A 24809-nucleotide genomic window follows, 5' to 3' on the forward strand; every position below is an offset into this window, starting at 1 on the left:
TTTTCCCCCTGATTGCGCGCCTTGCTGCCGCGTTGCTAAACTGGCTGCATGAACGAACGCAGACTAATACGCCTGGCATTGATCTTGTTGGTAACCATCGCCGTGATCATCTTGGCTAAATACTTACTGACCGAGGCTATGACCAATCTGGGCAACGCTGCGCTGGAAAAGAAGCGTGCTGCAGTGATGCAGCGAACGCCAGAGGCGGCCAAACCCATTGCGACTGAACCAGTACCCGAGCGTGTTCCGGCAAGTTCGGTTGAGGTGACAAGCGATGTTGCTTCGGCTGTTCCGCCATCGGATACACCCAGCCGCTAGGCCAAGTTTTTCTCGTAATCCACCATCAGCGGCGCATGGTCGGAGAATCGCTGCTCCTTGTAGATGCCCGTCGTGACGGCCTTCGCGGCGATGCTAGGTGTGGCAATCTGATAGTCGATACGCCAGCCCACATCCTTGGCCCATGCCTGGCCGCGGTTGGACCACCAGGTATAGGCCTCGAGCTCGGGGTGCAGTTTACGGAATACATCGACGAAGCCGACTTCGTTGAACAGTTCGGTGAGCCATGCGCGTTCTTCCGGCAGGAAGCCTGAATTCTTTTTGTTGCCGCGCCAATTCCTCAGGTCTTTTTCGGTGTGGGCGATGTTCCAGTCGCCGCAGACGATGATGTCGCGTCCGCTGGCATAGAGCGCCTTTAAATGCGGCATGAAGGCTTCCATGAATTTGAATTTCACGGCCTGACGCTCTTCGCCGCTGGAGCCGGAAGGCAGGTACAACGACACCACGCTCAAGTTGCCAAACTGTGCCTCAATGTACCGTCCTTCGGCATCAAATTCGGGAATATCCAGGCCGATTATCACGTTATCCGGTTTGCGCTTGCTGTAGATTCCTACGCCGCTGTAGCCCTTCTTTTCCGCGTAGTGAAAATAGCCGTGGTAGCCAAGCGGGGCGAGCATATCCGGCGTCATGTCAGCGGCTTGTGCCTTGAGTTCCTGTACGCACAGAATATCTGCGTTCTGTTTGGCGAACCATTCCAGCATGCCCTTGTTGCAGGCGGAACGGATCCCGTTCAGGTTGAGGGTGATGATGCGCATGAATTCTCTCGATAGATGGACGTGCGCATTATAATAGTGGCATTCATTAATCCGTACACTTGCTTCTCATGCACGCTTACCGCCAGGATTTCATCCGCTTCGCCGTTGCCCAGAATGTATTGCGCTTTGGCGAGTTCCAGACCAAAGCCGGGCGCTTGTCGCCGTATTTTTTCAACTCCGGTTTGTTCCAGGATGGTGCAGCATTGCGCGAACTGTGCCAGTTCTATGCCCAGGCCATCCTTGCTTCGAATGTCGAATTCGATATGCTGTTCGGCCCGGCATACAAGGGCATTCCGCTGGTAGCGGGCACTTCCATTGCTTTGTCGGAAATGGGCCGTAACGTACCGTATTGTTTCAACCGCAAAGAGGCAAAAGACCACGGTGAGGGGGGCAGCACGGTAGGTGCAAAGCTTCAGGGCAGAGTGCTCATCATTGATGATGTCATTTCTGCAGGCACTTCAGTCCGCGAATCCATAGAACTTATCCGCGCTGGCGGCGCAGCGCCGTGCGGGGTTGTCATCGCGCTTGACCGGATGGAACGCGGTCAGGGTGAACTTTCGGCTGTGCAAGAGGTAAAGCGCGACTTCGGGCTTCCTGTCATTTCCATTTCTGCGCTGGATGATTTACTTGGTTATTTGCAAGGGCAAGCCGAGTTGGTGCAAAATCTGCACGCGGTGCAAGCTTATCGAGACCGCTATGGAGTGAAGAATGATCAAATCTAGGTTTATGTTTTTGCTGGCTGGTGTCGTGACATGTACTGCATTCTGCCTCAATGCCGAAGCCAAACTGTACAAATGGGTGGACGACAGCGGAACGACACATTACGGTGAGACCATCCCGCCTGAATACGCCAACCGTGATGCCAAGCAGCTCAGTAATGGGCGCATAACTGACCGCAACGAGAATTTCGACACCGAAAAACTTAAAATTCCAAAGGTTGAAACTGATGCTGACAAGGCGGCGTTGGCAGCAAGTCGGCATGACGAGGCATTACTGAACAGTTACAGCAGCGAAAAGGAAATTGACCTCGCGCGTGACCGGAATTTGATGCAGGTTGAAGCCCGCGTAAATAGTTATAGCACTGTGCTCAAGTCCGCTCAGGCTTCCCTTGACGACCTGCATCGCGAAAGCGATTCCCGTACCAAGGCAGGACACAAAGTTCCTCAATCCCTCACCGAAGACATCGCCGCCGCCGAAGCACGGGTTGCCGACCTGCAAAAGAACCTTGATGCCAGTCAGAAGGAAATGATTTCAGTCAAAGCGCGTTACGATGCTGACAAGCAGCGTTATCGCGAACTGAAGGGACAGTCACCGGGAAGTACCGGTACCAAGTAATCTGGTCACAGTGCAATGTAGTCACGGACAGCTTCATCGTATCGCAGCAATTGCCCGTTTTCTATATCGAAATACCACCCGTGTAGCCTGAGTTTTCCTGCCTCGACGCGTTCGCGTACCCATGAAAACGTCATCAGGTTTTCCAGCGAAACCAGTATCGCGCGCTGCTCGCAGGCTCTGGTCTGTTCTTTCAGGCTTGCATTCGGCATCTCTGCCATTACGCTTCTGCGTGCGCTCTCAACCAGACACATCCAGTCGTCGATAAACGAACCGGGGTTGCTCACGCCGCCGCTCCTCACCAGCGCCCCAATACCGCCGCAATGTGCATGGCCCAGCACGATGATGTGTTCGACACATAGGTTGCGCACTCCATATTCGATGGCGGCGGTCGTCCCGTGATGTCCGGCACGGCCTTCGATAGGGGGAACGAGGTTAGCAACGTTGCGGATGACAAACAGATCCCCCGGTTCACAATCCAGCACCAGTGCCGGATCCACGCGCGAGTCGCAACACGCCACCACCATAGTCCTGGGTGTTTGCCCTTCCGTCACCAGTTGTTGGTATAAGCTGTCGTCGCTTTTGAAATGCCGCTCGCGGAAACGCTGAAAGCCCTCGAGCAGTTTGCGTGGAATCGTGTTCATGTGCCCGTCAGCAAGCGCTGCGCTTCGCGGTATTTGTCCGCGGTCTTTTGCAGAACATCTGCGGGCACCTGGGGAGCCGGCGGTTGCTTGTTCCAACCTGAAGATTCCAGCCAGTCGCGTACAAACTGTTTGTCGAAACTGGGCGGATTGCTGCCGACTTTGTATTGGTCTGCAGGCCAGAAACGTGAGGAATCCGGTGTCAAGGCCTCGTCAATCAGATAGAGCTTGCCCGCTTTGTCCACGCCGAATTCGAATTTGGTGTCCGCGATGATGATCCCGCGTGTCAATGCGTAATCAGCAGCCTGTGTATAAAGCGCCAGCGTGGCGTTCTTCACTTGTTCGGCCAACTCTGCACCCAGCAGTTTCCTGGCTTCTTCAAACGAAATGTTCTCATCATGCTCGCCTATGGCCGCTTTCGTTGAAGGCGTGAATAGCGGTTGCGGCAGTTTTTGTGCTTCCTGCAATCCCGCAGGCAGTTGGATGCCGCACACAGCACCGGTCTTCTTGTAATCTTTCCAGCCGGAGCCTACCAGATAGCCGCGCACGATCGCTTCTATCGGCAACGGCTTGAGTTTCTTGGTGACAAAGGCGCGGCCGCGAACTTGCGCGCGCTCGGCATCGGTTTTCACAACGGATTCGGGATCGATTCCGGAAAGATGATTGGGAATGACATTGCCCAATTTCTTGAACCAGAAATTGGATACGGCCGTCAGTACTTCGCCCTTGCCTGGAATCGGCGTGGGAAGAATCACATCGAACGCGGACAAGCGATCCGTCTGAACGATCAGCAGATGATCGGCGTCGACTTCATACAGGTCTCGCACCTTGCCGCGATGCAGGAATTTCAGGCTGGGTAGATTGGATTCGTGCAGTGCGCTCATATCAATTCAAGGTCGGTAATGTGGTTGCGGCGATTTGTTCTGCTTGTTTCTTGCGGTAATCGGCCAGTTTCTGCGCCAATTTATTGTCGTTCAATGCCAGCATGGAAACGGCAAACAGGCCTGCATTCGCAGCGCCCGCCTCGCCGATGGCGAAGGTGGCTACCGGTATGCCTTTCGGCATCTGCACAATCGAGAGCAGCGAATCCATGCCTTTCAGATATTTCGATGGGATCGGCACACCCAGAACCGGCAACGTCGTCTTTCCGGCGATCACACCGGCAAGATGGGCCGCACCGCCGGCGCCGGCGATGAAGCATTGCACGCCTTGCGCACTCATTTCCCTGATGTAATCGAACAACAGGTCGGGCGACCGGTGCGCCGAGATGACTCGCGCATCGAAATCCACACCGAAATCCTGCAACGCACGCGCGGACTGTTGCATGATCTCCCAGTCGTTGCTGCTACCCATCACGATCGAAACGAGCGGCCTGGACATCAATCAGGCTCCCTTGTGGTAACCCACAAGGCGTTCGACTTCTTTCTTCGAACCAAGAATGACCGGCACGCGCTGATGCAAGCCGGTGGGCTTCAATTCCATGATGCGCTCGCGACCGGTGGAACTTGCACCGCCTGCCTGTTCAACGATGAACGACATCGGATTGGCTTCATACATCAAACGCAGTTTGCCGGGCTTGGTTGGATCCTTGGTGTCGAACGGATACATGAAGATGCCTCCGCGCGTCAGGATACGGTGTACTTCGGCCACCATGGACGCAACCCAGCGCATGTTGAAATTCTTCTCGCGGCCGCCGTCCTTGCCTTTCACGCACTCTTCAACATAGCGTTGTACCGGCTTTTCCCAGTAGCGCTGGTTGGACATGTTGATGGCGAACTCGGCGGTATCTTCCGGAATCGTCATGTTCGGATGAGTCAGGAAGAAATCGCCCACATCGCGATCCAGCGTGAAGCCGTTCACACCCTGACCGGTGGTGATCACCATCATGGTGTTCGGGCCATACAGCGCGTAACCCGCGCATACTTGCTTGGTGCCGGGCTGCATGAAATCGGCAGCGATCGGATTGGTCACGCCTTCGGGACAACGCAGGATGGAGAAGATGGTGCCGACAGAGATGTTCACATCGATGTTGGAAGAGCCGTCCAGCGGATCAAACGTGATCAGGTACTTGCCCTTGGGATATTTGGCAGGGATCGGGTAGATGTCATCCATCTCTTCCGAAGCCATCGCAGCCAGGTGGCCGCTCCATTCATTGGCCTTGATGAACACTTCGTTGGTGATGATGTCCAGTTTCTTCTGGGTCTCGCCTTGTACGTTTTCGCTGCCCGCGCTGCCAAGTACCCCGATCAATGCACCCTTGTTCACGTCATGGGCAATCTGTTTGCAAGCTGAAATAACATCGCTCAGCAAGCCTGTGAAATCGCCGCTGGCATTGGGGATGTGACGCTGTTCTTCGATGATGAACTGGATCAAACTCTTGCTCATTACTGCTCTCCTCTGATTTGAATTTTAGTTGATGAATTTTACAGGTTTTACGATTTGCTCTCTACGGCTATTTGGTCAGTGAAATGAATAACTCGGGCAGCTTCTGCGGCAATTGCTCCACCTTGTCGATGATGGTGTACTGCCTGCCGAATATGTCTGCCACATACTCGTCCGCCTTGGGATCGAGATTGATGCAGTAGCTGTAGATGCCCTGCCTGTCCAGCTCCTGTACCGCCTGACGTGCATCCGCGATCAGAAGTTCCCCGTCTTTGGTATCAATATCCGATGGTTGCCCGTCGGTAAGGATCAGCATCAGCTTCTTGTCGGCTTGCTGCTTTTCCAGATAATGCGCGGCATGGCGCATCGCTGCTCCCATGCGGGTGGAGTATTTCGCTTCCATCGCTGCCAGGCGGCCTTTAACTTGATCGTCCCAATGCTCACTATATCCTTTGATGTGCAGGTAGCGCACGTCATGTCGCGTGTTGGAATGAAAGCCCGCAATCGCAAACGGGTCTCCCAGTTTTTCCACCGCCCACCCCAGCAGGGAAACTGCTTCCTGGCTCAATTGCAGAATGGTCTGTTCGCTGCCTGCCGCTTTCTCGTTGAGCGATTCGGACAGATCGAGCAACACCATGACGGCAATGCTGCGCCCGTCGTTGCGATGGCTCATGTTGATGCGGGGATCGGGCTGGGCACCGCTCTTGTAGTCGATGAGCGAACGAATCGCCACATCCAGATCCAGTTCACTACCTTCTTCCTGATAGCGGATACGCACCTTGTCTTGCGGCTTGAGCAGCTCTAGCATCTTCTTCAGGCGCTTGGCCAGTCCCGCGTGTTTTTCCAGCAAACGATCGATGTCCGCTGCATTCCCTTGGGGATGCAATCCTTCATATACGCTTACCCAATCGGGGCGGTAACTCTGGTTCTTGTAATCCCATTCGTGGTAATGCCTGGGAGGCAAACCCTTTAATTCTTCACCCGGTTCAATCTTGCGCGGTTCATCGAACGCCTCCTCCTCATCACCCTCTTCGATGAACTTCCACATTTGGCGGTTATCGTCCCGATAGTCCACCAAGGTATTTTTGAAGTGGGTCTTGGGCAGGTTGTCGCTTTGCAAACGTGTCTTAGTAATGAAGGCAACGCCCAGATCGGCCATTTCCTGTGTGCTGGATTTCCCGCTCTCCATCAATCCATGGAAGCGTTGCGCATACTCGATCACATACGGGTTTATATAAGGGTGGTGCGAATCAAGTATGGCTCGTGACAGCATCGCCAGACGATGACGCAACCCTGATTCTTTTTCCGCATCGCATGCATCTTCTTCTGGAACGGGATGCAATGCCAGGAAGATGCGGCGCAGTCCCGGATATTCTTTCATCGCCAGGAATTCCACGCGGCTGTCTTCCAGAAACTCGGCAGCCATACGCTGGAATGGGCTCAGATTGTCCGCAATGATGGCTTTTGTCCAACGCCGGTGTGCGACGATATGTGCCAGCGCGGCACGGTAGCGATTCAGTCCGCTTATGCCATGCTCATCTTCGTACACATCGGGAAGGCGTATACCCAATTTGTCGTAATAGGGAATGGGCTTTCTCAGTTCGTCGTATGCGCTGGAATAGGGTATGAGCATATCTTCGTCCTGCCATAGCCCGCGAAGATACATGCCCAGTTTGCGTTCGTTGTTCACCAGCAACGTACCGTTTCGTTCGCGCATCAACACTGCCTTGCTGTCTGCCGACTGCAGGCTGAAGTATTCGGTCTGGCGTTCCGGGTGGTCTTCGTAATACCGCACGCCGTATTCCACCCAGTTTTTCAGGCCTGCCAGCGACATTTGCCCAAGCAAATGCGATATCTGCTTGAACATCTCCGGCAATCCCGGACTGGGAAAGGTCTGGTGTATGCCATGCACGGAGCCGGTAGTCGATTCCATCAGATCTTGCGCGATGGCAATGTAGTTTCTTAGTTGCTCATGAGTGTGCAGCCTGCGCGCGGTCGCGGGGAGCGACTGCAGAAATGGGGCGATTGCCTTGCTGTTTGGCGATTTCGACATCTTGCGGACGAATCCCATGATGTCTGATAGCACTTCCTCGCCAGCCACTTTGGCGACTTCCGGCCACTCTTCCAGAAAGATCAGGATAGGCTCTGCGCCACGGCCCATTTTTCCAAGGAATCGCGCGTGTTCGATGTACGCGGTCAATCCTTCATCCGACAACAAAGCCTGCGCCTCGCGCATGCAATCCGGGAACACCTCAGCCACACGTGGAAAGCCGCAATCAAGCTGCTTCCAGTAGGGCTGCAATTCTTCCGGCATGTTGACGGTCTGTAGTGTCATCTTACTAGGCGAAAGTTGCGTCGATCGCGTGATCCAGAGTATCGCGTATGTCTGCATCGTCGGTGATAGGACGCACCAGGGCCATGCGACAGGCATCCCTGGGTTCGACGCCACCTTTCATCAGGGTTGCTGCGTAAACCAGCAATCTCGTGGAGATTCCCTCGTCCAATCCATGTCCCTTGAGATTGCGTGCTGCCTGTCCGATCTTTACCAGTTGGGCTGCCAGCACGATATCGATCTTCGCTTCCTTGCTCAAAATCCCGGCTTCAACAGTTGCTGCCGGATAGTCGAAATCAAATGCCGTGAATCGTTGCTTGGTGGATTGCTTCAGATCCTTCATCAAGCTTTGGTAACCGGGGTTATAGGAAATCACCAGCTGAAAATCAGGGTGAGCCTGCAGCATCTCGCCTTTCTTGTCCAATGGAAGGGTGCGGCGGTGATCGGTCAGCGGGTGGATCACCACTGTGGTGTCCTGGCGCGCCTCGACGATTTCATCAAGGTAGCAAATCGCACCGATGCGGGCGGCGGTGGTGAGCGGGCCATCCAGCCAGCGCGTCCCGTTTGCATCCAGCAGATAGCGCCCAACCAGATCGCTGGCGGTCATGTCTTCGTTGCACGCAACGGTGATCAGCGGCTTGTTCAGCTTCCAAGCCATGTATTCGATGAATCTCGATTTTCCGCAACCCGTGGGACCTTTCACCATCACAGGCAGGCGCGCAGCGTAGGCTGCCTGGTACAGCTTTACTTCATTGCCTTGTTCCTGATAGAACGGCTCTTCGTGAACTTTGTATTGTTCTATGTTCGTCATGAATTGCTCCAATTTCCACAATGTGACCGCATATGCAGAACGGTCTTGAATCCCGGAAAAAAACGCCCCCAGCTTGTGGGGGCGCGTAAAGATTCAAAACTTCTGAATTTACTTGTGCACGCCCAGCTTTTCGCGCCAGCCCGGATACAGTTTGTCCGCATCTTTCGGGAATGATTCGAATGCACGTGCAAACTCTTTGTGCTCTTTGGCGTAAGCGATCGGGTCAGCACCTTCTTTCCAGCAGTTGTAAGCCTGGCGCAGAGAGATCGCACCTGCTGCCGGAGAATCGATATGCCCGTAGGAACCGCCGCCTGCCGTATTGATCACGTTGCCGTGACCGAGGTTCTCGAAGAAACCCGGCAAACGCAGAGCGTTCATGCCGCCGGAAATGATCGGTGTCGTCGGCTTCATTCCCAGCCATTCCTGATGGTAGTAAGGACCATCTGCCGAGTCGCGCTCGATCATGTAAGCGATATTACGGTCATCGGCGCCACCTTCCATCTTGCCGAATCCCATCGTTCCTACGTGGATACCGGAAGCACCTTGCAGGCGTGAGATCTTGGCCAGCACGAACGCGGTGTAACCGCGAACTGCCGATGGCGAGGTGATCATGCCGTGACCGGCACGGTGGTAGTGCAAATACTGACGCGGATACTGACGGCGGGCTGTTGTGATCATGCCGGGACCGCCCACGAAACCGTCTACCAAGAAAGCTACCTTGTTTGCATCCGGTCCGAAAGTTTCCAGAATGTAGTCGGCGCGCGCGCACATCTCGTAGTGGTCGTCGGCGGTAATGTTTGCCGAGAACAATTTCGCGTCGCCTGTTTCGTCCATTGCACGCTTCATCGCGTCGTAAACCAATGGAATTACTTTCTTCATCGGGCAGAATACCTGGTTGCCTTGTGGTTCATCGTTCTTGATGAAGTCGCCACCCAGCCAGAATTGATATGCCGCTTTGGCAAACGGCTCAGGACGCAGACCCAGCTTGGGCTTGATGATGGTGCCGGATATATAGCCACCGTCCTTGATCGGGCGGCCGAGAATGCGCCACATATCGGAGATGTCGATAGAGGGACCGTCGAACTGCATCAGCATTTCGGGCGGAACGTAGAAATCCTGCATTTGCGCATGCTTGATGTCGCCCATGCCCTGGTTGTTGCCGATTGCGCAGGTCAGGAAGGACACGATCATGGCGCGGCCGTCGGTGATGTTGCGATCGAACAATACTGATGGGTACGCGATCTTCATCACACCTTTTACTTCATCAATGAAGTAAACCAGTGCGTCGACACCTTTGGTAAATTCGTCCGTAGTCGAAACTTCCACGTTGGTACCGGTAGAAGATTCGGCTGCAAAGTGGGCTGCTGCTTCCAAATAGCCATGGCCATCTGCAGGACGCATGTGATATGCCACCAGGATGTGCTTGCCATTCTTGATCAGATCTTCTTCTTTCAGGCTCAGATCCGAGTAACGATTCGATTGATCCATCTTTGTTCTCCTCTTTGTTTGGAATTAACTACGGAGCGAACTATACGCTCGCATATCATAATCAATAGTCAATTGTTTTTATGTCAACCATAAGCATTACTTATGATATAAATCGTTTTATGTTGCCTATCACTCTGCGCCAATTACAGGTTTTTGAGAGCGTCGCCCGCAATTTGAGCCATTCGCGTGCTGCGGAGGAGCTGTACCTGTCGCAGCCCGCCGTATCGATGCAGATCAAACAAACAGAGAGTGCTGTCGGATTGGCTTTGTTCGAGCAGGTTGGCAAAAAATTGCACCTCACTGCTGCCGGTACCGAATTTCTGCACTATGCTCGCTCCATGTTGCAACTGATGCTGGAGATGGAATCGGTGTTCGATGAAATGAAAGGCTTGGAGCGCGGGCAATTGAGCATTTCGGTTGTCAGCACTGCCAACTACTTCATGCCGCAACTGTTAGCAAAGTTTATTCAGGCGCATCCCAAAATACAAGTCAGCTTGTCCGTCGCCAATCGCGACGCAGTGATCAGGCAGCTCACCGAAAATAACGCCGATCTCGCCATTATGGGTCAGCCGCCGCAAGGAACGGACATGCGCGCAGACGCCTTCATGCAAAATCCGCTGGTGGTCATCGCTGCACCTGCGCATCTGCTCGCTCAAGCCAAAAGGATTCAGCCCAAACAACTGGCAAACGAAACTTTTCTGTTACGGGAGCAAGGCTCCGGAACTCGCGGTGTCGTGGAGCGATTCTTCGCCAGCCACAATCTGGCCCTGCCCGCGCACATGGAAATGGACACCAATGAAGCCATCAAGCAATCGGTACAAGCCGGCATGGGCATAGGTATCATTTCCCGGCACGGCATCGAGTTGGAATTGGAAACCAATCGCCTGGTTGTATTGGACGTTGACCATTTCCCCATTGTGCGCCACTGGTATATCGTGCACCGCAAAGACAAGCGGCCATCAACTGCGGCACAGGAGTTTGAACTTTTTCTGCTGGAGGAATCTCAAGGTCTGGTTAAACAGAACGCTGGTTCAGTGGAATAATTTCTTATGTTGAGAGCCAAGACGCAGCCTCTCCTGATCATTACCCTTTAAGGTTACATACGTAATCCTGTAAACGATTATTATGTCAACCTTTCCCATTGGTCATTTGATGTATAAATTTCATATCAAACGATTCGTTAATACTCTGCCTATTAGTTTGTGCGCACATGGACATTACACTTTTTACTCCAATAACGAATGATGTTTTAAGCTTTCTGATAAGCGCATCGCTTGTTTCTGCTTATCATCTCTTTCTTCGCCATAAAATCAAAATTAACCCCGCCTATACCGTACAGTCTGTAAACATGATTGCACGCACTGCCTGGGTGGAAACCATCATGCAGGATGAGAAAAACGGCGTGCTGGCTGTGCAAACGCTGCGAAATTCCACCATGGCGGCTACTTTTCTTGCCTCAACTTCGGTGCTATTGATTATCGGCGTACTGACTCTTAGCGAACAAGGCGAGAAACTTGAGGCTCATTGGCATGCCCTCAATATGATAGGTGCTATCCATCCGATGTTATGGATGGTGAAACTGCTGCTGCTATTGCTGGATTTGTTTGTCGCTTTTTTCAGTTTCTCAATGTCTATCCGTATCTACAACCATGTGGGATTCATGATCAATGTTCCACTCAGGCTAAATCATAAAATGCTCACCCCGGCACATGTTGCTACCCATCTTAATCGCGCAGGTTATTTCTACAGTTTGGGTATGCGTTCCTATTATTATTTAATACCGTTGGTGTTCTGGCTCTTTGGCCCGCATTTCATGCTTGCAGCGACCATAGTCATGCTGATCGTTTTATACCGTATAGACCGGGCGCCTGACATCATGACTATGAATTTCAGTGATATCGACTGATTTTTGCAAGTCCCCGATTCATTTATTACGTAAAAAAAGCGACCTTCAGGTCGCTTTTTTTATTGCATTCTGCAACAACAATTACTTGATGATCGCATTCAATTCGCCCTTGGCGTAACGAGCGGCCATTGCATCCAGCGAGATCGGTTTAATCTTGGCGGCTTGGCCGGCAGATCCAAAGGCTTCGTAACGTGCCTTGCAAATTGCCTTCATGGCCTTGGTAGTTTCTGCCAGGAATTTGCGCGGGTCAAAGTCCTTTGGATTCTGCGCCAGATAGCGACGTGTTGCGCCGGTGGAAGCCATGCGCAAATCGGTATCAATGTTCACTTTACGCACGCCGTGCTTGATGCCCTCGACGATTTCGGCAACCGGCACGCCGTAGGTTTGCGGCATCGCGCCACCAAACTGGTTGATGACTTCCAGCCATTCCTGCGGCACCGAAGAAGAACCGTGCATCACGAGGTGGGTGTTGGGGATACGCGCGTGAATTTCCTTGATGCGGCTGATCGCCAGCGTATCGCCTGTGGGCGGCTTGGTGAATTTGTAGGCGCCATGCGAAGTGCCAATGGCGATCGCCAGTGCATCCACTTGGGTCAGCTTCACGAATTCTGCAGCTTCGTTCGGGTCGGTCAACAGCTGGTCGTGAGTCAGCTTGCCTTCGGCACCGTGGCCGTCTTCTTTTTCGCCGTGGCCGGATTCCAGAGAACCCAGACAGCCCAGTTCGCCTTCGACAGAAACGCCGACAGCGTGCGACATTTCCACGACGCTACGGCTGACGTTGACGTTGTAGTCGAACGTTGCGGGCGTCTTGCCGTCGGTCATGAGCGAACCGTCCATCATCACGCTGGAGAAGCCGGACTTGATGGCGTTGATACAGACTGCCGGCGATGCGCCGTGGTCCTGGTGCATGACGACGGGGATATGCGGATACATTTCCACTGCCGCTTCGATCAAGTGGCGCAGGAAAGGCTCACCGGCATACTTACGCGCACCGGCGGAACCTTGCATGATTACGGGGCTGTTGCATTCGTCAGCCGCTTCCATGATCGCCTTGACTTGCTCCAGATTATTGACGTTGAAAGCGGGCAAGCCGTAGCCGTTCTCTGCCGCGTGATCGAGTAGTTGACGCAAGGATACTAGTGCCATTTTTCTCTCCTAAATTAAGTAATTTCAATAACGGTTGTTGTTCTTTAGTTTGTTCAGCTTTTGCTGTGGTCGCCCACGCGCACGATCTTCATGGTATTGGTGTGACCGGCTTTTCCGATCGCTTCACCGACAGTCATCACCATCAGGTCGCCATCTTCCACCATTCCCAGGCGCACCAATTCGTCTTCCGCCTGACGTAACGAAACGGAATAATCCTTGGATTCGATCTTGAATGCGATGGGATGCACGCCGCTAAACAAGGTCACTTTGTTCAGGGTTGCTTCAACTGGTGTCATCGCGTAGATCGGTGTACTGCCATTTATACGCGACATCCACAACGCAGTCGAGCCGGATTGCGTCAGTGCAACAATGGCCTTAACCTTGAAATGGGATGCGGCATACAGAGCGGACATGGCGATAGATTGGTCTATCCGCGTGAATTTGCTGTGATCCAGACGTCGATCTGCAGACCCTTCTTCGGTTTCTTTTTCCGCACTGCGGCAAATGCGATCCATGGCTTCGATGGTTTCCACCGGATAATCGCCGACAGCTGTTTCTGCCGACAGCATCACCGCATCTGTCCCGTCCAGCACGGCGTTCGCCACGTCGGAGACTTCGGCTCTTGTTGGAATAGGTGCCGTGATCATCGACTCCATCATCTGGGTCGCGGTGATAACCAGTTTATTCCTGGCACGAGCCATCTTGATCATCTTTTTTTGCAGCCCTGGAACGGCTGCATCGCCGACTTCCACAGACAAGTCACCGCGTGCCACCATGATGGCATCTGACGCATCGATGATTCCACCCAGTACCGGGATGGCTTCTGCGCGTTCGATCTTGGCTACGAGCAAGCTCTTGCCGCCCGCAGCGTGCATCAGTTCGCGTGCCTGCTTCATGTCGTCAGCCGAGCGGGGGAAGGAAACCGCCAGGAAATCCGCCTTGATCAGTGCAGCCGTCTTGATGTCTTCCTTGTCTTTATCGGTCAGCGCGGGAGCCGTCAATCCCCCGCCTTTGCGGTTAATTCCCTTGTTGTTGGACAGAACGCCGCCGCGGACCACAACGCAATGCACTTCCGCACCTTTTACTCCGGTGACATGAAATTCCAGCATGCCGTCGTTGAGCAGCAATATAGTCCCGACGTCCACATCGTTGGGTAGTTCCTTGTAATCAAGACCCACGCGCTCCTGGTTGCCCAAGCCATCCAGCGAAGCATCAAGGATGAATGCATCGCCCTTGTTCAGGGTGATTTTGTCGTTCACGAATTTGCGCACGCGGATCTTCGGTCCCTGCAGATCCGCCAGGATACCGATGGTACGGCCTGCCGCCTTGGCGGCAGCGCGTACCTTCTCGGCACGACCCATGTGATCCTGGGCCGTTCCGTGAGAAAAGTTCATCCGTACTACATCCACTCCCGCGCGGATCATTTGTTCCAGTACTTTTTGGTCGCTGGACGCGGGCCCCAGTGTTGCTACTATTTTTGTTCTGCGCAGCATGTGAGTCCTAGTTAGTTATTGCCTGGCACGTTGCTCCAGAATTTCTACAGCGGGCAAAGTTTTGCCTTCGAGGAATTCCAGGAACGCACCGCCTGCGGTTGAAATGTAGGACACCTTGTCGTAGATGTCGTACTTCTGGATCGCCGCGATGGTGTCGCCGCCGCCTGCCAGGGTGAATGCCTTGGTTTCGGCGATGGCTTTGGCTATAGTTTTGGTGCCTTCACCGAACTGGTCGAACTCGAACACACCGACCGGACCGTTCCATACCACGGTACCTGCCTTCATGATAATGTCTGCGAGTTCTTGTGCGGACTTGGGACCGATGTCGAAGATCATGTCGTCGTCGGCCACGTCGCTTGCATCCTTCAGCACGGCGGGTTCGTTGGCATCGAACTTCTTGCCCACCACCACATCCACCGCAATAGGAATGTTAGCGCCGCGTTGTTTCATTTTTTCTATCAGTGCCTGTGCGGTTGGAACGAGGTCGTCCTCACACAGCGATTTGCCAACGTTCTTGCCAACTGCCTTCAGGAAGGTGTTGGCGATACCGCCGCCGACAACCAGCTGCTCGCATTTTTCGGACAGCGATTCCAGCACGGTCAACTTGGTCGACACCTTGGAGCCGCCGACAATGGCGACCATCGGACGTGCCGGGCTGAGCAATGCTTTGGTCAAGGCTTCCAGTTCCTGGGTCAACAGGATGCCGGCTGCAGCAACTGAAGCGAACTTGGCCACTCCGTGAGTCGATGCCTCTGCACGGTGTGCAGTACCGAATGCATCCATCACGAATACATCGCACAAGGCAGCGTATTTTCTTGAAAGTTCTTCGTTACTTTTTTTCTCGCCCTTGTTGAAGCGGCAGTTTTCCAGCAGTACCAGTTCGCCCTCGGCGACATTGAAGCCACCATCCACCCAGTCGCGAATCAGGCGCACAGGCTTGTTCAGCTTGTTCGCGATAACATCGGCAACTGGCTTGAGCGAATTCTCTTCCGAGAAAACGCCTTCTTCGGGTCGGCCCAGATGGGAAGTCACCATTACGCGAGCACCCGCTTGCAAGGCAAAGCTGATGGTCGCCATCGACGCAGTGATGCGTGCATCGGAAGTCACTTTGCCATCCTTGACGGGAACATTCAGATCGGAACGGATCAGGACGCGCTTGCCTTTAAGCGCCAGATCGGTCATTTTGATAACGGACATGTTTTTTCCTTTGTTGCAGACTTGAGGCGAAAAGGGCCGGCATGGAGCCAGCCCTTAGTCGGATGGGTTACTTGGCGATGTGACGAACCAAGCGCATCAGGTTGCAGGTGTAACCGTATTCGTTGTCGTACCATGCCACGACCTTGACGAAAGTCGGATCCAGCGCAATGCCGGCTTCGGCATCGAATATGGATGGATTGGTACAGCCGCGGAAGTCGGTGGAAACGACCTTGTCTGTGGTGTAGCCCAGCACGCCTTTTAGCGGACCATTCTCGGAGGCTGCCTTCATCGCATTGCAGATTTCGTCGTAGGTCGCTGCCTTGTTCAATTCGACCGTCAGATCGACCACGGATACGTCAGATGTGGGTACACGGAATGCCATTCCGGTCAGCTTCTTGTTCAGTTCTGGAATCACGACACCTACGGCCTTGGCTGCACCGGTGGAGGAGGGGATGATGTTTTCCAGAATTCCGCGACCGCCTCGCCAGTCTTTGTTGGACGGGCCGTCAACCGTTTTTTGGGTTGCCGTTGCTGCGTGTACAGTGGTCATCAGGCCGCGCTTGATGCCGAATGTGTCATTCAGAACCTTGGCAACCGGAGCCAATGCATTCGTGGTGCATGATGCGGCGGAAACGATGTTCTCGCCTTTGTAAGTAGTGTGGTTCACGCCGTAGACAAACATCGGCGTGTCATCCTTGCAAGGCGCAGATTGCACGACCTTTTTGGCGCCTGCGTCGATATGCTTCTGGCAGGTTTCCTTGGTCAGGAAGAAACCGGTACATTCGATCACGATATCGACGCCGGCTTCTTTCCATTTCAGATTTGCCGGATCCTTTTCAGCAGTCAGACGGATGGTCTTGCCGTTAACAACCAGATTATTACCGCTGACGGACACATCGCCCTGAAAGCGGCCATGCACAGAGTCGTATTTCAGCATGTAGGCCAGATAATCCGGCTCCAGCAAGTCGTTGATGGCAACGACCTCGATCTCTGGAAAATCTTTGGTCGCAGCGCGGAAAACCATGCGGCCGATACGACCGAATCCATTGATGCCAACTTTGATAGCCATTTATTTCTCCCGTTTATTTAAAAAAATCAATAATTTACCCTTGACGTTCTTTAACCCCATTCTGGCATCTGCCGAGACAACGTCCCAAACGTTCTCTACATGCATATCCACATTACAAATATGCACTTCTGCCTCAATGAGCCTGCGTCTTCAGGTTAGCCTATAACTTTTTTCGTTGTCGCGACCACGTTGTCAACTGTAAAGCCAAAGTGCTTGAACAGCTCGGGTGCCGGAGCGGATTCACCGAAGCAATCCATGCCGATCACTGCACCATCAAGCCCAACGTACTTGTACCAAAGACCGGTAACCCCTGCTTCTACAGCTATACGCTTGATGCCCTTTGGCAACACGCTGTCTTTGTAGGCCTGATCCTGGCGGTCAAACACGCTGGTGGATGGCATGGACACCACGCGTACCTTGACGCCTTCGGCGGCCAACACAACCTGTGCTTTCATCGCCAGATCAACTTCAGAACCGGTCGCGATGATCACTGCCTGTGGCTTGCCGCCTTCGGCTTCAGACAATACATAAGCACCCTTGCGGATGTTCTCGATCTGCTTCGCGTCGCGCTTCTGGAAAGCCAGATTCTGACGGCTGAATATCAGTGAAGTCGGACCGGTCCGGCGCTCCACGGCACACACCCACGACACCATGGATTCAACGGTGTCGCACGGACGCCATGTGTCCATGTTCGGAATGAAGCGCAGGGTGGTTGTTTGTTCAACCGGCTGGTGCGTGGGTCCATCTTCGCCAAGTCCGATGGAGTCGTGTGTAAACACATAGATCACGCGCTGTTTCATCAAAGCCGACATGCGCAAGGCATTGCGGGCATATTCCGAGAACATCAGGAAGGTGCCGCCGAAAGGCAGCAAGCCGCCATGCAAGGCCATGCCGTTCATGATGTGCGACATGCCGAATTCACGTACGCCGTAGCTGATGTAATTACCCGGCGTCTTGCCGGACACGTGATGTGCACCAGTCCAGTTTGTGAGGTTGGAGCCGGTCAAGTCGGCTGACCCTCCCAGGAATTCCGGCAATGCAGGAACCAATGCATTGATCGCGTTTTGCGAAGCTTTGCGTGTGGCAATGGTCTCGGCCTTTTCGTTGGCTTGTGCGATGGCCTTGGCAGCATGTTCCAGCCAGTTTGCCGGAAGGTCACCTTTGGTCCGACGCAAGAATTCTGCGGCCTCTTTCGGGAAAGCCTTCTTGTACTCGGCGAACTTGTTGTTCCACAGTTTTTCCAGGCCCTCGCCTTTGGTACGGGCATCCCAAGCCTCATATACATGGGCGGGAATCTCGAACGGGGGATATTTCCAGCCGATATGCTCGCGTGTAGCAGCCACTTCCGCGTCGCCCAGCGCCGCGCCGTGTACATCGTGCGTACCAGCCTTGTTGGGAGATCCGACGCCGATGATGGTCTTGCAACAGATCAGGGTAGGTTTGTCTGTGACAGCCTTGGCGGCGTTGATAGCGGCATTGATTGCCTCACTATCGTGTCCTTGTACGTCGGCGATAACATGCCAGCCATACGCTTCAAAGCGCTTGGGAGTATTGTCTGTGAACCAACCGCTTACGTGACCGTCGATAGAAATATCGTTATCGTCCCAGAACGCGATCAGCTTGCCCAAACCCCAGGTGCCGGCCAGTGCACAGGCTTCATGCGAAATACCTTCCATCATGCAACCGTCACCCATAAATACATAAGTGTGATGGTTAACGATCTCGTGACCTGGTTTGTTGAATTCGTTAGCCAGCAACTTTTCCGCCATCGCCATGCCCACGGCGTTGGTAATGCCCTGGCCCAACGGACCGCCCGTAGTTTCCACCCCTGCGGTATAACCGTACTCGGGGTGACCCGGCGTCTTGGAATGCATTTGACGGAAGCGTTTCAGTTCGTCCATCGGCAGGTCATAGCCGGACAGGTGCAACAGCGCATAGACCAGCATTGATCCGTGGCCGTTGGACATCATGAAGCGGTCACGGTCTGGCCACTTGGGATTTGTCGGGTTGTGGCGCAGGTGATGGTTCCACAGCACGTCGGCGATTTCCGCCATGCCCATCGGGGCGCCGGGGTGACCGGAGTTGGCTTTTTGAACTGCATCCACGGCCAGCATACGGATCGCGCCAGTGATGTCATTAAATTTCGGGGGGGTTACATTACGTGCCGCAGTCATTTTCCTGCCTCCTAAAAACTTCTCTAAGCCTAAGCCAAGTTAAGATAATAAATAAATTTATATTGATTATTAATTTCAACGAAAGGCGCCGATTATGCCTTAAGCCCCCGCCCTAGAGCAACAACGGTAGGCCTCAAGGTCTGATAACTGCATCTTACTGAAGGTCGCCTGAGCCTCTTTTAATGGGTTTTATCCCCAATTGTTTGAGTTTTCGGTAAAGATGCGTACGTTCTATGCCGGCCTTTTCTGCAATGCGTGAGATGTTCCCGTTCTCTTTTTGCATCTGATAATTGAAGTAAAGGCTATCAAAATGCTCGCGCGCTTCCCGTAGCGGCAGATCTAAAGGCAAAGACATTTGCGTGCGGCCGTCACTATCGGCTGCTTCTGGCGCACGTTCTTGCTTATGTGTCCCGATGACAGGCACGCCATGATGGATTGCCTTTTCCACTGAGGCCAATAATTTCTGCAATGCAATGGGTTTTTCCAGAAAATCGGACGCACCGATACGCATCGCTTCCATCGCCGTCTCTATCGTTCCGTGTCCCGACATCATGATCACAGGCATGGTCAACTGATCGCGTGCGACCCATTCCTTGAGTAAAGTCAGGCCATCGGTATCCGGCATCCAGATGTCCAGCAGCACCAGATCGGGAACATGTTGTTCGCGAAAGCTCCTTGCTTGAGTGGCATTTTCGGCCAGATGGATGCGATAACCCTCGTCGAACAATATTTCGGAGAGCAACTCGCGGATTCCCATCTCGTCGTCCACTACCAGAATATCTTTTGTCGCCATTACACTATCTCCGTTTCCGCCACAACCAAAGGCAATACCACACTCACACAAGTCCCCCCCGACGGTTGGCTTTCTATTGTTATTTTTCCACCGTGTTCCTCAACAATCTTCTTCACGATAGCCAAGCCTAGCCCCGTCCCTCTCTGTTTAGTCGTCATATAAGGTTCGAACAATCTTCCCAGCATATGCTCGGGGATGCCACTGCCGTTGTCTTTCACCACTAGTTTCAATGCGCCATCGGCAGTATTTTCGGTAGAAAGCACGATCTGGGGATATTCAACTTGCTGCAAGGCATCGTGTGCGTTCTGCAACAGGTTATGGATCACCTGGCGCAACCGCGTCGCGTCGCCATTCAGCACCGTATTTTGTGCGTCAAGCTTCAATGCGATCGGGCTGCTGTTGGCTTCATACAGGCCCATCACTTCGAGCAGCAACTGATGCATGTCCAATTCAACCAGGCGTGCGGCAGGCGCACGCGCATAGTCTGCAAACTCGGTGACCATGTTTTTCATCGCAGAAACCTGGCTGACTATGGTTTGGGTTGCGCGTTGCAGCAACTGGGCATCATGGTCGTCCAGCTTGCTGTGCAGTTTGTGCTGAAGACGTTCTGCCGAGAGCTGTATCGGGGTAAGGGGGTTTTTGATCTCATGTGCCAATCGGCGGGCAACCTCGCCCCACGCTGCCTGGCGCTCGGCTTGCAACAAATGCGTTATGTCGTCGAACACCACCACGTAGCTGCTGTCTTCTTCCATCGTGGAAAGCCGCGTACCGCGCAATAACAAAATCTGGTCGCCGTTTTTGCTCATGCGTTCAATTTGTTGCCTCCACTCATGCTGCGACGACGCATCGAAACCCTGCATCACTGCGCCGATGAAGGATCGCAACAGCATGTGTTCGGCTGCAATTTCCGAAAGGGTTTTGCCTTCGATCTCCTGTAACGACACTCCCAGAATCTGGTTCGCACTCGGGTTGGCTGAACGCAGCCGATGCTGTTCATCTACTACCAATACGCCTGACGACAGGTGGGCCAATACGCTTTCCAGATAAACCTTGGCATTCTCCACTTGCTGTTGTTGCTGTTCTCCCATCCGTTTTGCATCGGCTAGATAGGTGGTCATCTGGTTGAACAATCCGGTCAGTGCTCCCAATTCGTCGCGGCTCTGCACCGGATAATTGCCGGTGAAGTCGCCCTTGGCCACAGCCAGCGTTCCCGCCGCCAAAGCCGCAAGTGGCGCACTGAGCTGTTCGCTCAAATAGAATGCCGCGGAACTCACGCTCAACAGTACGATCAACAATGACAATGTCAGCGTAACGCCATACAACCGTTTTAGTCCAAGTCGCGACAGCGACAACTCCTGATAGTCCCGGTATACCGCCTGTACGGTCTCTGCATTTTCGGCGATCTGCTTAGGGACCGGCTGCATGAATTGCAGTGTTCTGCGCTCTCCTTTCCACAATGCAGATTTCATCGGAATCAACACGCGCAGGGCCAGCTGGTCATCAGGTAGAACCTCCACCGTGCTGTAGCCGTCCTTTTCCCAGGCTTGTTGCAGTAATTCGGCTGATGGCATTACCGCGTCTTTACTGCTGCTGTTACTGCTGCTTGCGTACGCCAGCAATTGTCCTTTGCTTCCGAACACTGCCGCTTCTTGTGCCCCTCCCTCATTGATCAGCCTTGCCAATGTCCCTTTGTGGCGCCGCTCTTCTTGCTCACCCAGAATCATGGCGACCAGATGACCTTTCTTGCCCAACTCCGCCAGCCCGTTCTCCAGTGAGCTTCGCCCGAGATTCAGGCCTCCTTCCAGTGCTTTTTCCACCCGCACATCGAACCATGATTCGATACTTTTACTGAGAAACTGTACCGAGACAACGTAAACAAGAAATCCGGGCAAGATCGCGATCACTGAAAAAATCATGACCAACCGCAACGTCAATTTTGCACCATATACCTGCTGTTTGAGCTTGTTGCGCAACTGCCACACTTGCGAAGCAACCAGGCCAGCCAAGCCTAGCGCGAGGAGGCCGGACATCATCAACAACACGTAGTAGTTGTGCGAGAAAAGATCGGTATTTGCGCTGGCGCTGGACAGCAGATACAAGAGCGCAGTACCGATGATGCCGCTGATGATAACCAGGTACTTCATGGTTCAACCTCGGTTTCAACCGGCTTGATTTGCCAACGGTAAGGCTCCGACTCCAGCTTCCAGTCTTCGTTGGTCAGCGCATTCACCTGTAGAGGCTTGGGTAATTGCGTCACATCCAATTTCATCTGCACGATGGCAGAACAGCATTCGCTCCCCTTTTTCAGCAGCCTTGAAAAATATCCCCCGCCTTTCTTGTCCAGGAACTCAATTGGAACAGGAGGTGAAGTTTGATGGCCAAGAACCTGCAGAGCATCTTTCAAGTCATTGAAGCTCTGAAACAAGGAACCGTGCGTGATCCGGTATTGCTGCGTAAGTGCGTTGAATGAGAGTTTGGCAACCTGCTCGTCTCTTGCAACATCGGTATCCAGCCAATACCAGCGTGATCGATTGATGGTCAGTTCGCTGACAAAATACAGCGTCACACCGTGCTTCAGTGCCATTTCAATCATTGGGGACAGTTGTATGTCGAAATCAACAGATAGCCGGTAGCCTTCGTCTGTTAGCCGCGCCTCTGCCTTGCTGATGCTGATGCCTTCCGCGACCGCTAAAGAGGTGCACAAGCTTAGGCCGATCACCCAGATCGACCGATAAAGCCAATTAAGCTTGTTTGTGCAGCAGCGCATAAAAGAACCCGTCGTGGTCTTCGTTTGGAAGCAACTGGCCGTCAGACATACCCGGTACAGACAGTTCTAATCGTACCGCATCGTTGTGCTGGGATAAAAATGCTGCAACTACCCGCTGGTTTTCGCGCGCAAAAATCGTGCAGGTCGCATACAGCAATTTACCATCTCTTTCCAGCAGCGGCCACAATGAATCCAGTATCTGTTTCTGCTGTACCGCAAAGCTTTCAATGTCATCCGCTCTACGCAACCACTTGATGTCCGGGTGGCGACGCACTACTCCTGACGCGGAGCAGGGCACGTCTGCCAGAATACGCTGGAATAACCTGCCATCCCACCAATCTTTGGGCCTGGCCGCATCGCCGCAGGCTATTCGCGCTTCCATGTGCAACCGTTGAAGATTTTCTCGTACTCGCTGCAAACGCGGCTCTTCTTTGTCTACTGCCAACAGATCAATTTTTGCCAACTCCAGCAAGTGCGTAGTCTTGCCACCCGGCGCTGAACAGGCATCGAGTACGTGCATGCCATCTTTTACATCCAGCAATTTTGCCGCATATTGCGCACCGGCATCTTGCACCGATATCCAGCCCTCGTTGAATTTTGGCAGGCGCTCTACCGGCACCGGTCGTTCCAGTTTCAGCGCGCCGGGTTGGACAACCGTCGCTACGATGTCTTGCGCCGCCAACATTGTCTGGTATTCAGTCAAGCTTGCTTGTCGTGCATTTACTCGCAGAGTCATCGGCGGATGCCGGTTTCCCTCTTCCAGAATTTCGTCAGCTCTTGTTCCGTACTGCGCTTTGACAACATCGACCCACCATTCCTGGTAAGCGTAGCGGCTTTCTTCTTTCAGATCGGCAGCTTCCAGCAGCGCCGACTGCCTGCGCAAAAAGTTGCGCAGTACTGCATTGACCAAACCGCTGGCTGCAGGATTGCTGCTCTTTGCTGCTTTTACTGCCTGATCGACGATCACATGCGCGCCTGCCTTGGTGTATTGCAACTGATAGATTGCCACGAGCAGCAGATTGCGTAACGCCGTATCGGGGATGGGTCGTTCCAGCAGACTGTCCAGCATGAAATCCAGGCGAGAGTAATAACGCAGAGTGCCATAGCACAGGTCTTGCAGCGCACCTCTTTCCTGTGTGGTATCGAATTGTTTGCGCAGCGTTTCGGTCAAGACCTGGGTGAGATTGCGCCCGCCATGCACGACTTTGCTCACTATTTTTCCTGCTTCCAGTTGGATAAGCTGCATGATCAGTTGGTCGTACTAAAACGATCTCCGACTCTCACGGGAAAGCTTTGAACGAATTGTGCGACAGGCAAAGCTTTTCCTCCGGGTTTTTGCAATATCTCCAGCGCGAGCACACCTTTGCCGCATGCGACATAGATACGCTCTTTATCCACAGCAATGACATTTCCAGCCGCAGCTCCACTGCCTGAACCCAAAGTCGCTTTCAATATCTTGATCGTTGTCTCTCCAAATTGTGCATAAGCGGTCGGAAACGGAAAATATCCACGTACGGCTAGTTCCAGCTGCTTCGCTTCCTTCGTCCAGTCCAGTTGCCCTTCTGTTTTGGTCAGTTTGGCCGCATAGGTTGCCTGTTGCGAGTTTTGCTGTTCCGGATGCAGGTTGCCTAGTTCCAGATCTTGCAGGGCTTCGATAATGGCCTGTGCTCCCAGTTCGGCGAGTTTGTCGTGCAAGCTTTGCGCTGTATCAATTGCCTCGATCGTACAAACCTTCTTTACCAGCATATCGCCCGTATCCAGGCCTTCATCCATCTGCATGATGGTGATGCCGGTTTCGGTGTCCCCCGCGAGGATAGCCCGTTGTATCGGCGCCGCACCGCGCCATCGCGGCAACAGTGAGGCATGAATGTTCAGGCAACCGTGTCGTGGCAACTGCAATACCGCTTTTGGCAATATCAGACCATATGCCGCAACTACCATTACATCAGCATCGAATCGGGCGATGGTCTGTTGGATTTCCTCATTTTTCAGAGTGGCGGGTTGCAGGACCTGCAGTCCATGCTGCAGCGCGAGTTGCTTTACCGGACTGGCATTCAGGTGCATACCGCGGCCCGATGGCCGATCAGGCTGGGTAAGCACAGCTACGATGTTATGTTGTTTGACCAGAGCAGCCAATGCGCTGGCCGCAAACTGCGGTGTTCCGGCGAATATGATGTTCACGGTTTC

At 53.4% G+C, this 24809-nt stretch carries 23 protein-coding genes and 1 pseudogene; 5 read left to right on the plus strand and 19 right to left on the minus strand.

Annotated elements, in window-relative coordinates; all coding sequences use genetic code 11:
• Positions 1 to 48 precede the first annotated feature (48 nt).
• Complete coding sequence (locus tag QOY30_RS17730) at positions 49 to 318, plus strand: hypothetical protein (protein ID WP_283745940.1); 270 nt, start codon at positions 49 to 51, stop codon at positions 316 to 318.
• Here the strand turns inward: QOY30_RS17730 and QOY30_RS17735 are convergent.
• A complete protein-coding gene (locus QOY30_RS17735) occupies positions 315 to 1091 on the minus strand; it encodes an exodeoxyribonuclease III (RefSeq protein ID WP_283745941.1) in 777 nt (258 codons plus the stop codon). The two genes, QOY30_RS17730 and QOY30_RS17735, sit on opposite strands and share 4 nt — an antisense overlap.
• A gap of 68 nt (positions 1092 to 1159) precedes the next feature.
• On the opposite strand from QOY30_RS17735, the gene pyrE reads away from it, so the two are divergent.
• Positions 1160 to 1813, plus strand: a complete 654-nt coding sequence (gene pyrE / locus QOY30_RS17740; RefSeq protein ID WP_283745942.1) for an orotate phosphoribosyltransferase — start codon at positions 1160 to 1162, stop codon at positions 1811 to 1813.
• The gene (locus tag QOY30_RS17745; protein WP_283745943.1) at positions 1800 to 2426 is read left to right on the plus strand and encodes a DUF4124 domain-containing protein; all 627 of its coding nucleotides are present in this window, start codon (positions 1800 to 1802) and stop codon (positions 2424 to 2426) included. Before pyrE ends, QOY30_RS17745 begins: the two co-directional genes overlap by 14 nt.
• A 5-nt stretch (positions 2427 to 2431) precedes the next feature.
• Here the strand turns inward: QOY30_RS17745 and QOY30_RS17750 are convergent, their stop codons facing one another.
• The 7 genes from QOY30_RS17750 to QOY30_RS17780 form a co-directional block, all read right to left on the minus strand.
• Positions 2432 to 3067: a carbonic anhydrase gene (locus tag QOY30_RS17750; RefSeq protein WP_283745944.1), complete on the minus strand. Its 636-nt coding sequence runs from the start codon at positions 3065 to 3067 to the stop codon at positions 2432 to 2434.
• Complete coding sequence (locus tag QOY30_RS17755) at positions 3064 to 3948, minus strand: phosphoribosylaminoimidazolesuccinocarboxamide synthase (RefSeq protein WP_283745945.1); 885 nt, start codon at positions 3946 to 3948, stop codon at positions 3064 to 3066. The genes QOY30_RS17750 and QOY30_RS17755 overlap by 4 nt, the downstream gene beginning before the upstream one ends.
• Position 3949: 1 nt before the next feature.
• Positions 3950 to 4444 (minus strand): 5-(carboxyamino)imidazole ribonucleotide mutase, encoded by a 495-nt coding sequence (purE, locus tag QOY30_RS17760; protein ID WP_283745946.1) that lies wholly within the window; start codon positions 4442 to 4444, stop codon positions 3950 to 3952.
• 3 nt (positions 4445 to 4447) lie between these two features.
• A complete protein-coding gene (locus QOY30_RS17765) occupies positions 4448 to 5449 on the minus strand; it encodes a class 1 fructose-bisphosphatase (protein WP_283745947.1) in 1002 nt (333 codons plus the stop codon).
• A 67-nt stretch (positions 5450 to 5516) separates the two neighbouring features.
• Entirely contained in the window at positions 5517 to 7781 is a 2265-nt protein-coding gene (locus QOY30_RS17770) for a nitric oxide reductase activation protein NorD (protein WP_283745948.1), read from the minus strand.
• Positions 7782 to 7785: 4 nt separating this feature from the next.
• On the minus strand, positions 7786 to 8589 hold the full coding sequence (locus QOY30_RS17775; protein ID WP_283745949.1) for a CbbQ/NirQ/NorQ/GpvN family protein: 804 nt from the start codon (positions 8587 to 8589) through the stop codon (positions 7786 to 7788).
• Positions 8590 to 8697: 108 nt separating this feature from the next.
• Positions 8698 to 10077: a ribulose-bisphosphate carboxylase gene (locus QOY30_RS17780; protein WP_283745950.1), complete on the minus strand. Its 1380-nt coding sequence runs from the start codon at positions 10075 to 10077 to the stop codon at positions 8698 to 8700.
• 119 nt (positions 10078 to 10196) lie between these two features.
• On the opposite strand from QOY30_RS17780, the gene QOY30_RS17785 reads away from it, so the two are divergent.
• Positions 10197 to 11120 (plus strand): LysR family transcriptional regulator, encoded by a 924-nt coding sequence (locus tag QOY30_RS17785; protein ID WP_283745951.1) that lies wholly within the window; start codon positions 10197 to 10199, stop codon positions 11118 to 11120.
• Positions 11121 to 11287: 167 nt separating this feature from the next.
• On the plus strand, positions 11288 to 11983 hold the full coding sequence (locus QOY30_RS17790) for a DUF599 domain-containing protein (protein WP_283745952.1): 696 nt from the start codon (positions 11288 to 11290) through the stop codon (positions 11981 to 11983).
• 81 nt (positions 11984 to 12064) lie between these two features.
• Here QOY30_RS17790 and fba read toward each other — a convergent pair whose 3' ends face one another.
• The 11 genes and pseudogenes from fba to fmt all read right to left on the minus strand — a co-directional run bounded on the left by fba (position 12065) and on the right by fmt (position 24803).
• Positions 12065 to 13129, minus strand: coding sequence for a class II fructose-bisphosphate aldolase (gene fba / locus QOY30_RS17795; protein ID WP_283745953.1), 1065 nt, complete (start codon positions 13127 to 13129; stop codon positions 12065 to 12067).
• 53 nt (positions 13130 to 13182) lie between these two features.
• Positions 13183 to 14622, minus strand: a complete 1440-nt coding sequence (pyk, locus tag QOY30_RS17800; protein ID WP_283745954.1) for a pyruvate kinase — start codon at positions 14620 to 14622, stop codon at positions 13183 to 13185.
• Between the two features lie 15 nt (positions 14623 to 14637).
• On the minus strand, positions 14638 to 15819 hold the full coding sequence (locus QOY30_RS17805) for a phosphoglycerate kinase (protein ID WP_283745955.1): 1182 nt from the start codon (positions 15817 to 15819) through the stop codon (positions 14638 to 14640).
• A gap of 67 nt (positions 15820 to 15886) precedes the next feature.
• The gene (gene gap / locus QOY30_RS17810; protein WP_283745956.1) at positions 15887 to 16888 is read right to left on the minus strand and encodes a type I glyceraldehyde-3-phosphate dehydrogenase; all 1002 of its coding nucleotides are present in this window, start codon (positions 16886 to 16888) and stop codon (positions 15887 to 15889) included.
• A 155-nt stretch (positions 16889 to 17043) separates the two neighbouring features.
• Positions 17044 to 19062 carry a transketolase gene (tkt, locus tag QOY30_RS17815; protein WP_283745957.1) on the minus strand — a complete coding sequence of 673 codons (2019 nt, stop codon included), beginning with the start codon at positions 19060 to 19062 and terminating at the stop codon, positions 17044 to 17046.
• 154 nt (positions 19063 to 19216) lie between these two features.
• Positions 19217 to 19417, minus strand: a complete 201-nt coding sequence (locus QOY30_RS18175; protein WP_502958718.1) for a helix-turn-helix domain-containing protein — start codon at positions 19415 to 19417, stop codon at positions 19217 to 19219.
• Between the two features lie 69 nt (positions 19418 to 19486).
• A pseudogene (locus QOY30_RS18180) lies at positions 19487 to 19855 on the minus strand (response regulator); the annotation flags it as partial.
• The gene (locus tag QOY30_RS17825; protein ID WP_283745959.1) at positions 19855 to 21999 is read right to left on the minus strand and encodes a sensor histidine kinase; all 2145 of its coding nucleotides are present in this window, start codon (positions 21997 to 21999) and stop codon (positions 19855 to 19857) included. The pseudogene QOY30_RS18180 and the gene QOY30_RS17825, both read right to left, overlap by 1 nt.
• The gene (locus QOY30_RS17830; RefSeq protein ID WP_283745960.1) at positions 21996 to 22559 is read right to left on the minus strand and encodes a DUF4390 domain-containing protein; all 564 of its coding nucleotides are present in this window, start codon (positions 22557 to 22559) and stop codon (positions 21996 to 21998) included. Before QOY30_RS17830 ends, QOY30_RS17825 begins: the two co-directional genes overlap by 4 nt.
• Positions 22560 to 22596: 37 nt before the next feature.
• Positions 22597 to 23868: a 16S rRNA (cytosine(967)-C(5))-methyltransferase RsmB gene (rsmB, locus tag QOY30_RS17835; protein ID WP_283745961.1), complete on the minus strand. Its 1272-nt coding sequence runs from the start codon at positions 23866 to 23868 to the stop codon at positions 22597 to 22599.
• Positions 23869 to 23870: 2 nt separating this feature from the next.
• The gene (gene fmt, locus QOY30_RS17840; protein WP_283745962.1) at positions 23871 to 24803 is read right to left on the minus strand and encodes a methionyl-tRNA formyltransferase; all 933 of its coding nucleotides are present in this window, start codon (positions 24801 to 24803) and stop codon (positions 23871 to 23873) included.
• Between the last annotated feature and the right edge of the window lie 6 nt (positions 24804 to 24809).

The sequence above is a fragment of the Sideroxydans sp. CL21 genome, from assembly GCF_902459525.1.
In the GTDB taxonomy this organism is placed as follows: domain Bacteria; phylum Pseudomonadota; class Gammaproteobacteria; order Burkholderiales; family Gallionellaceae; genus Sideroxyarcus.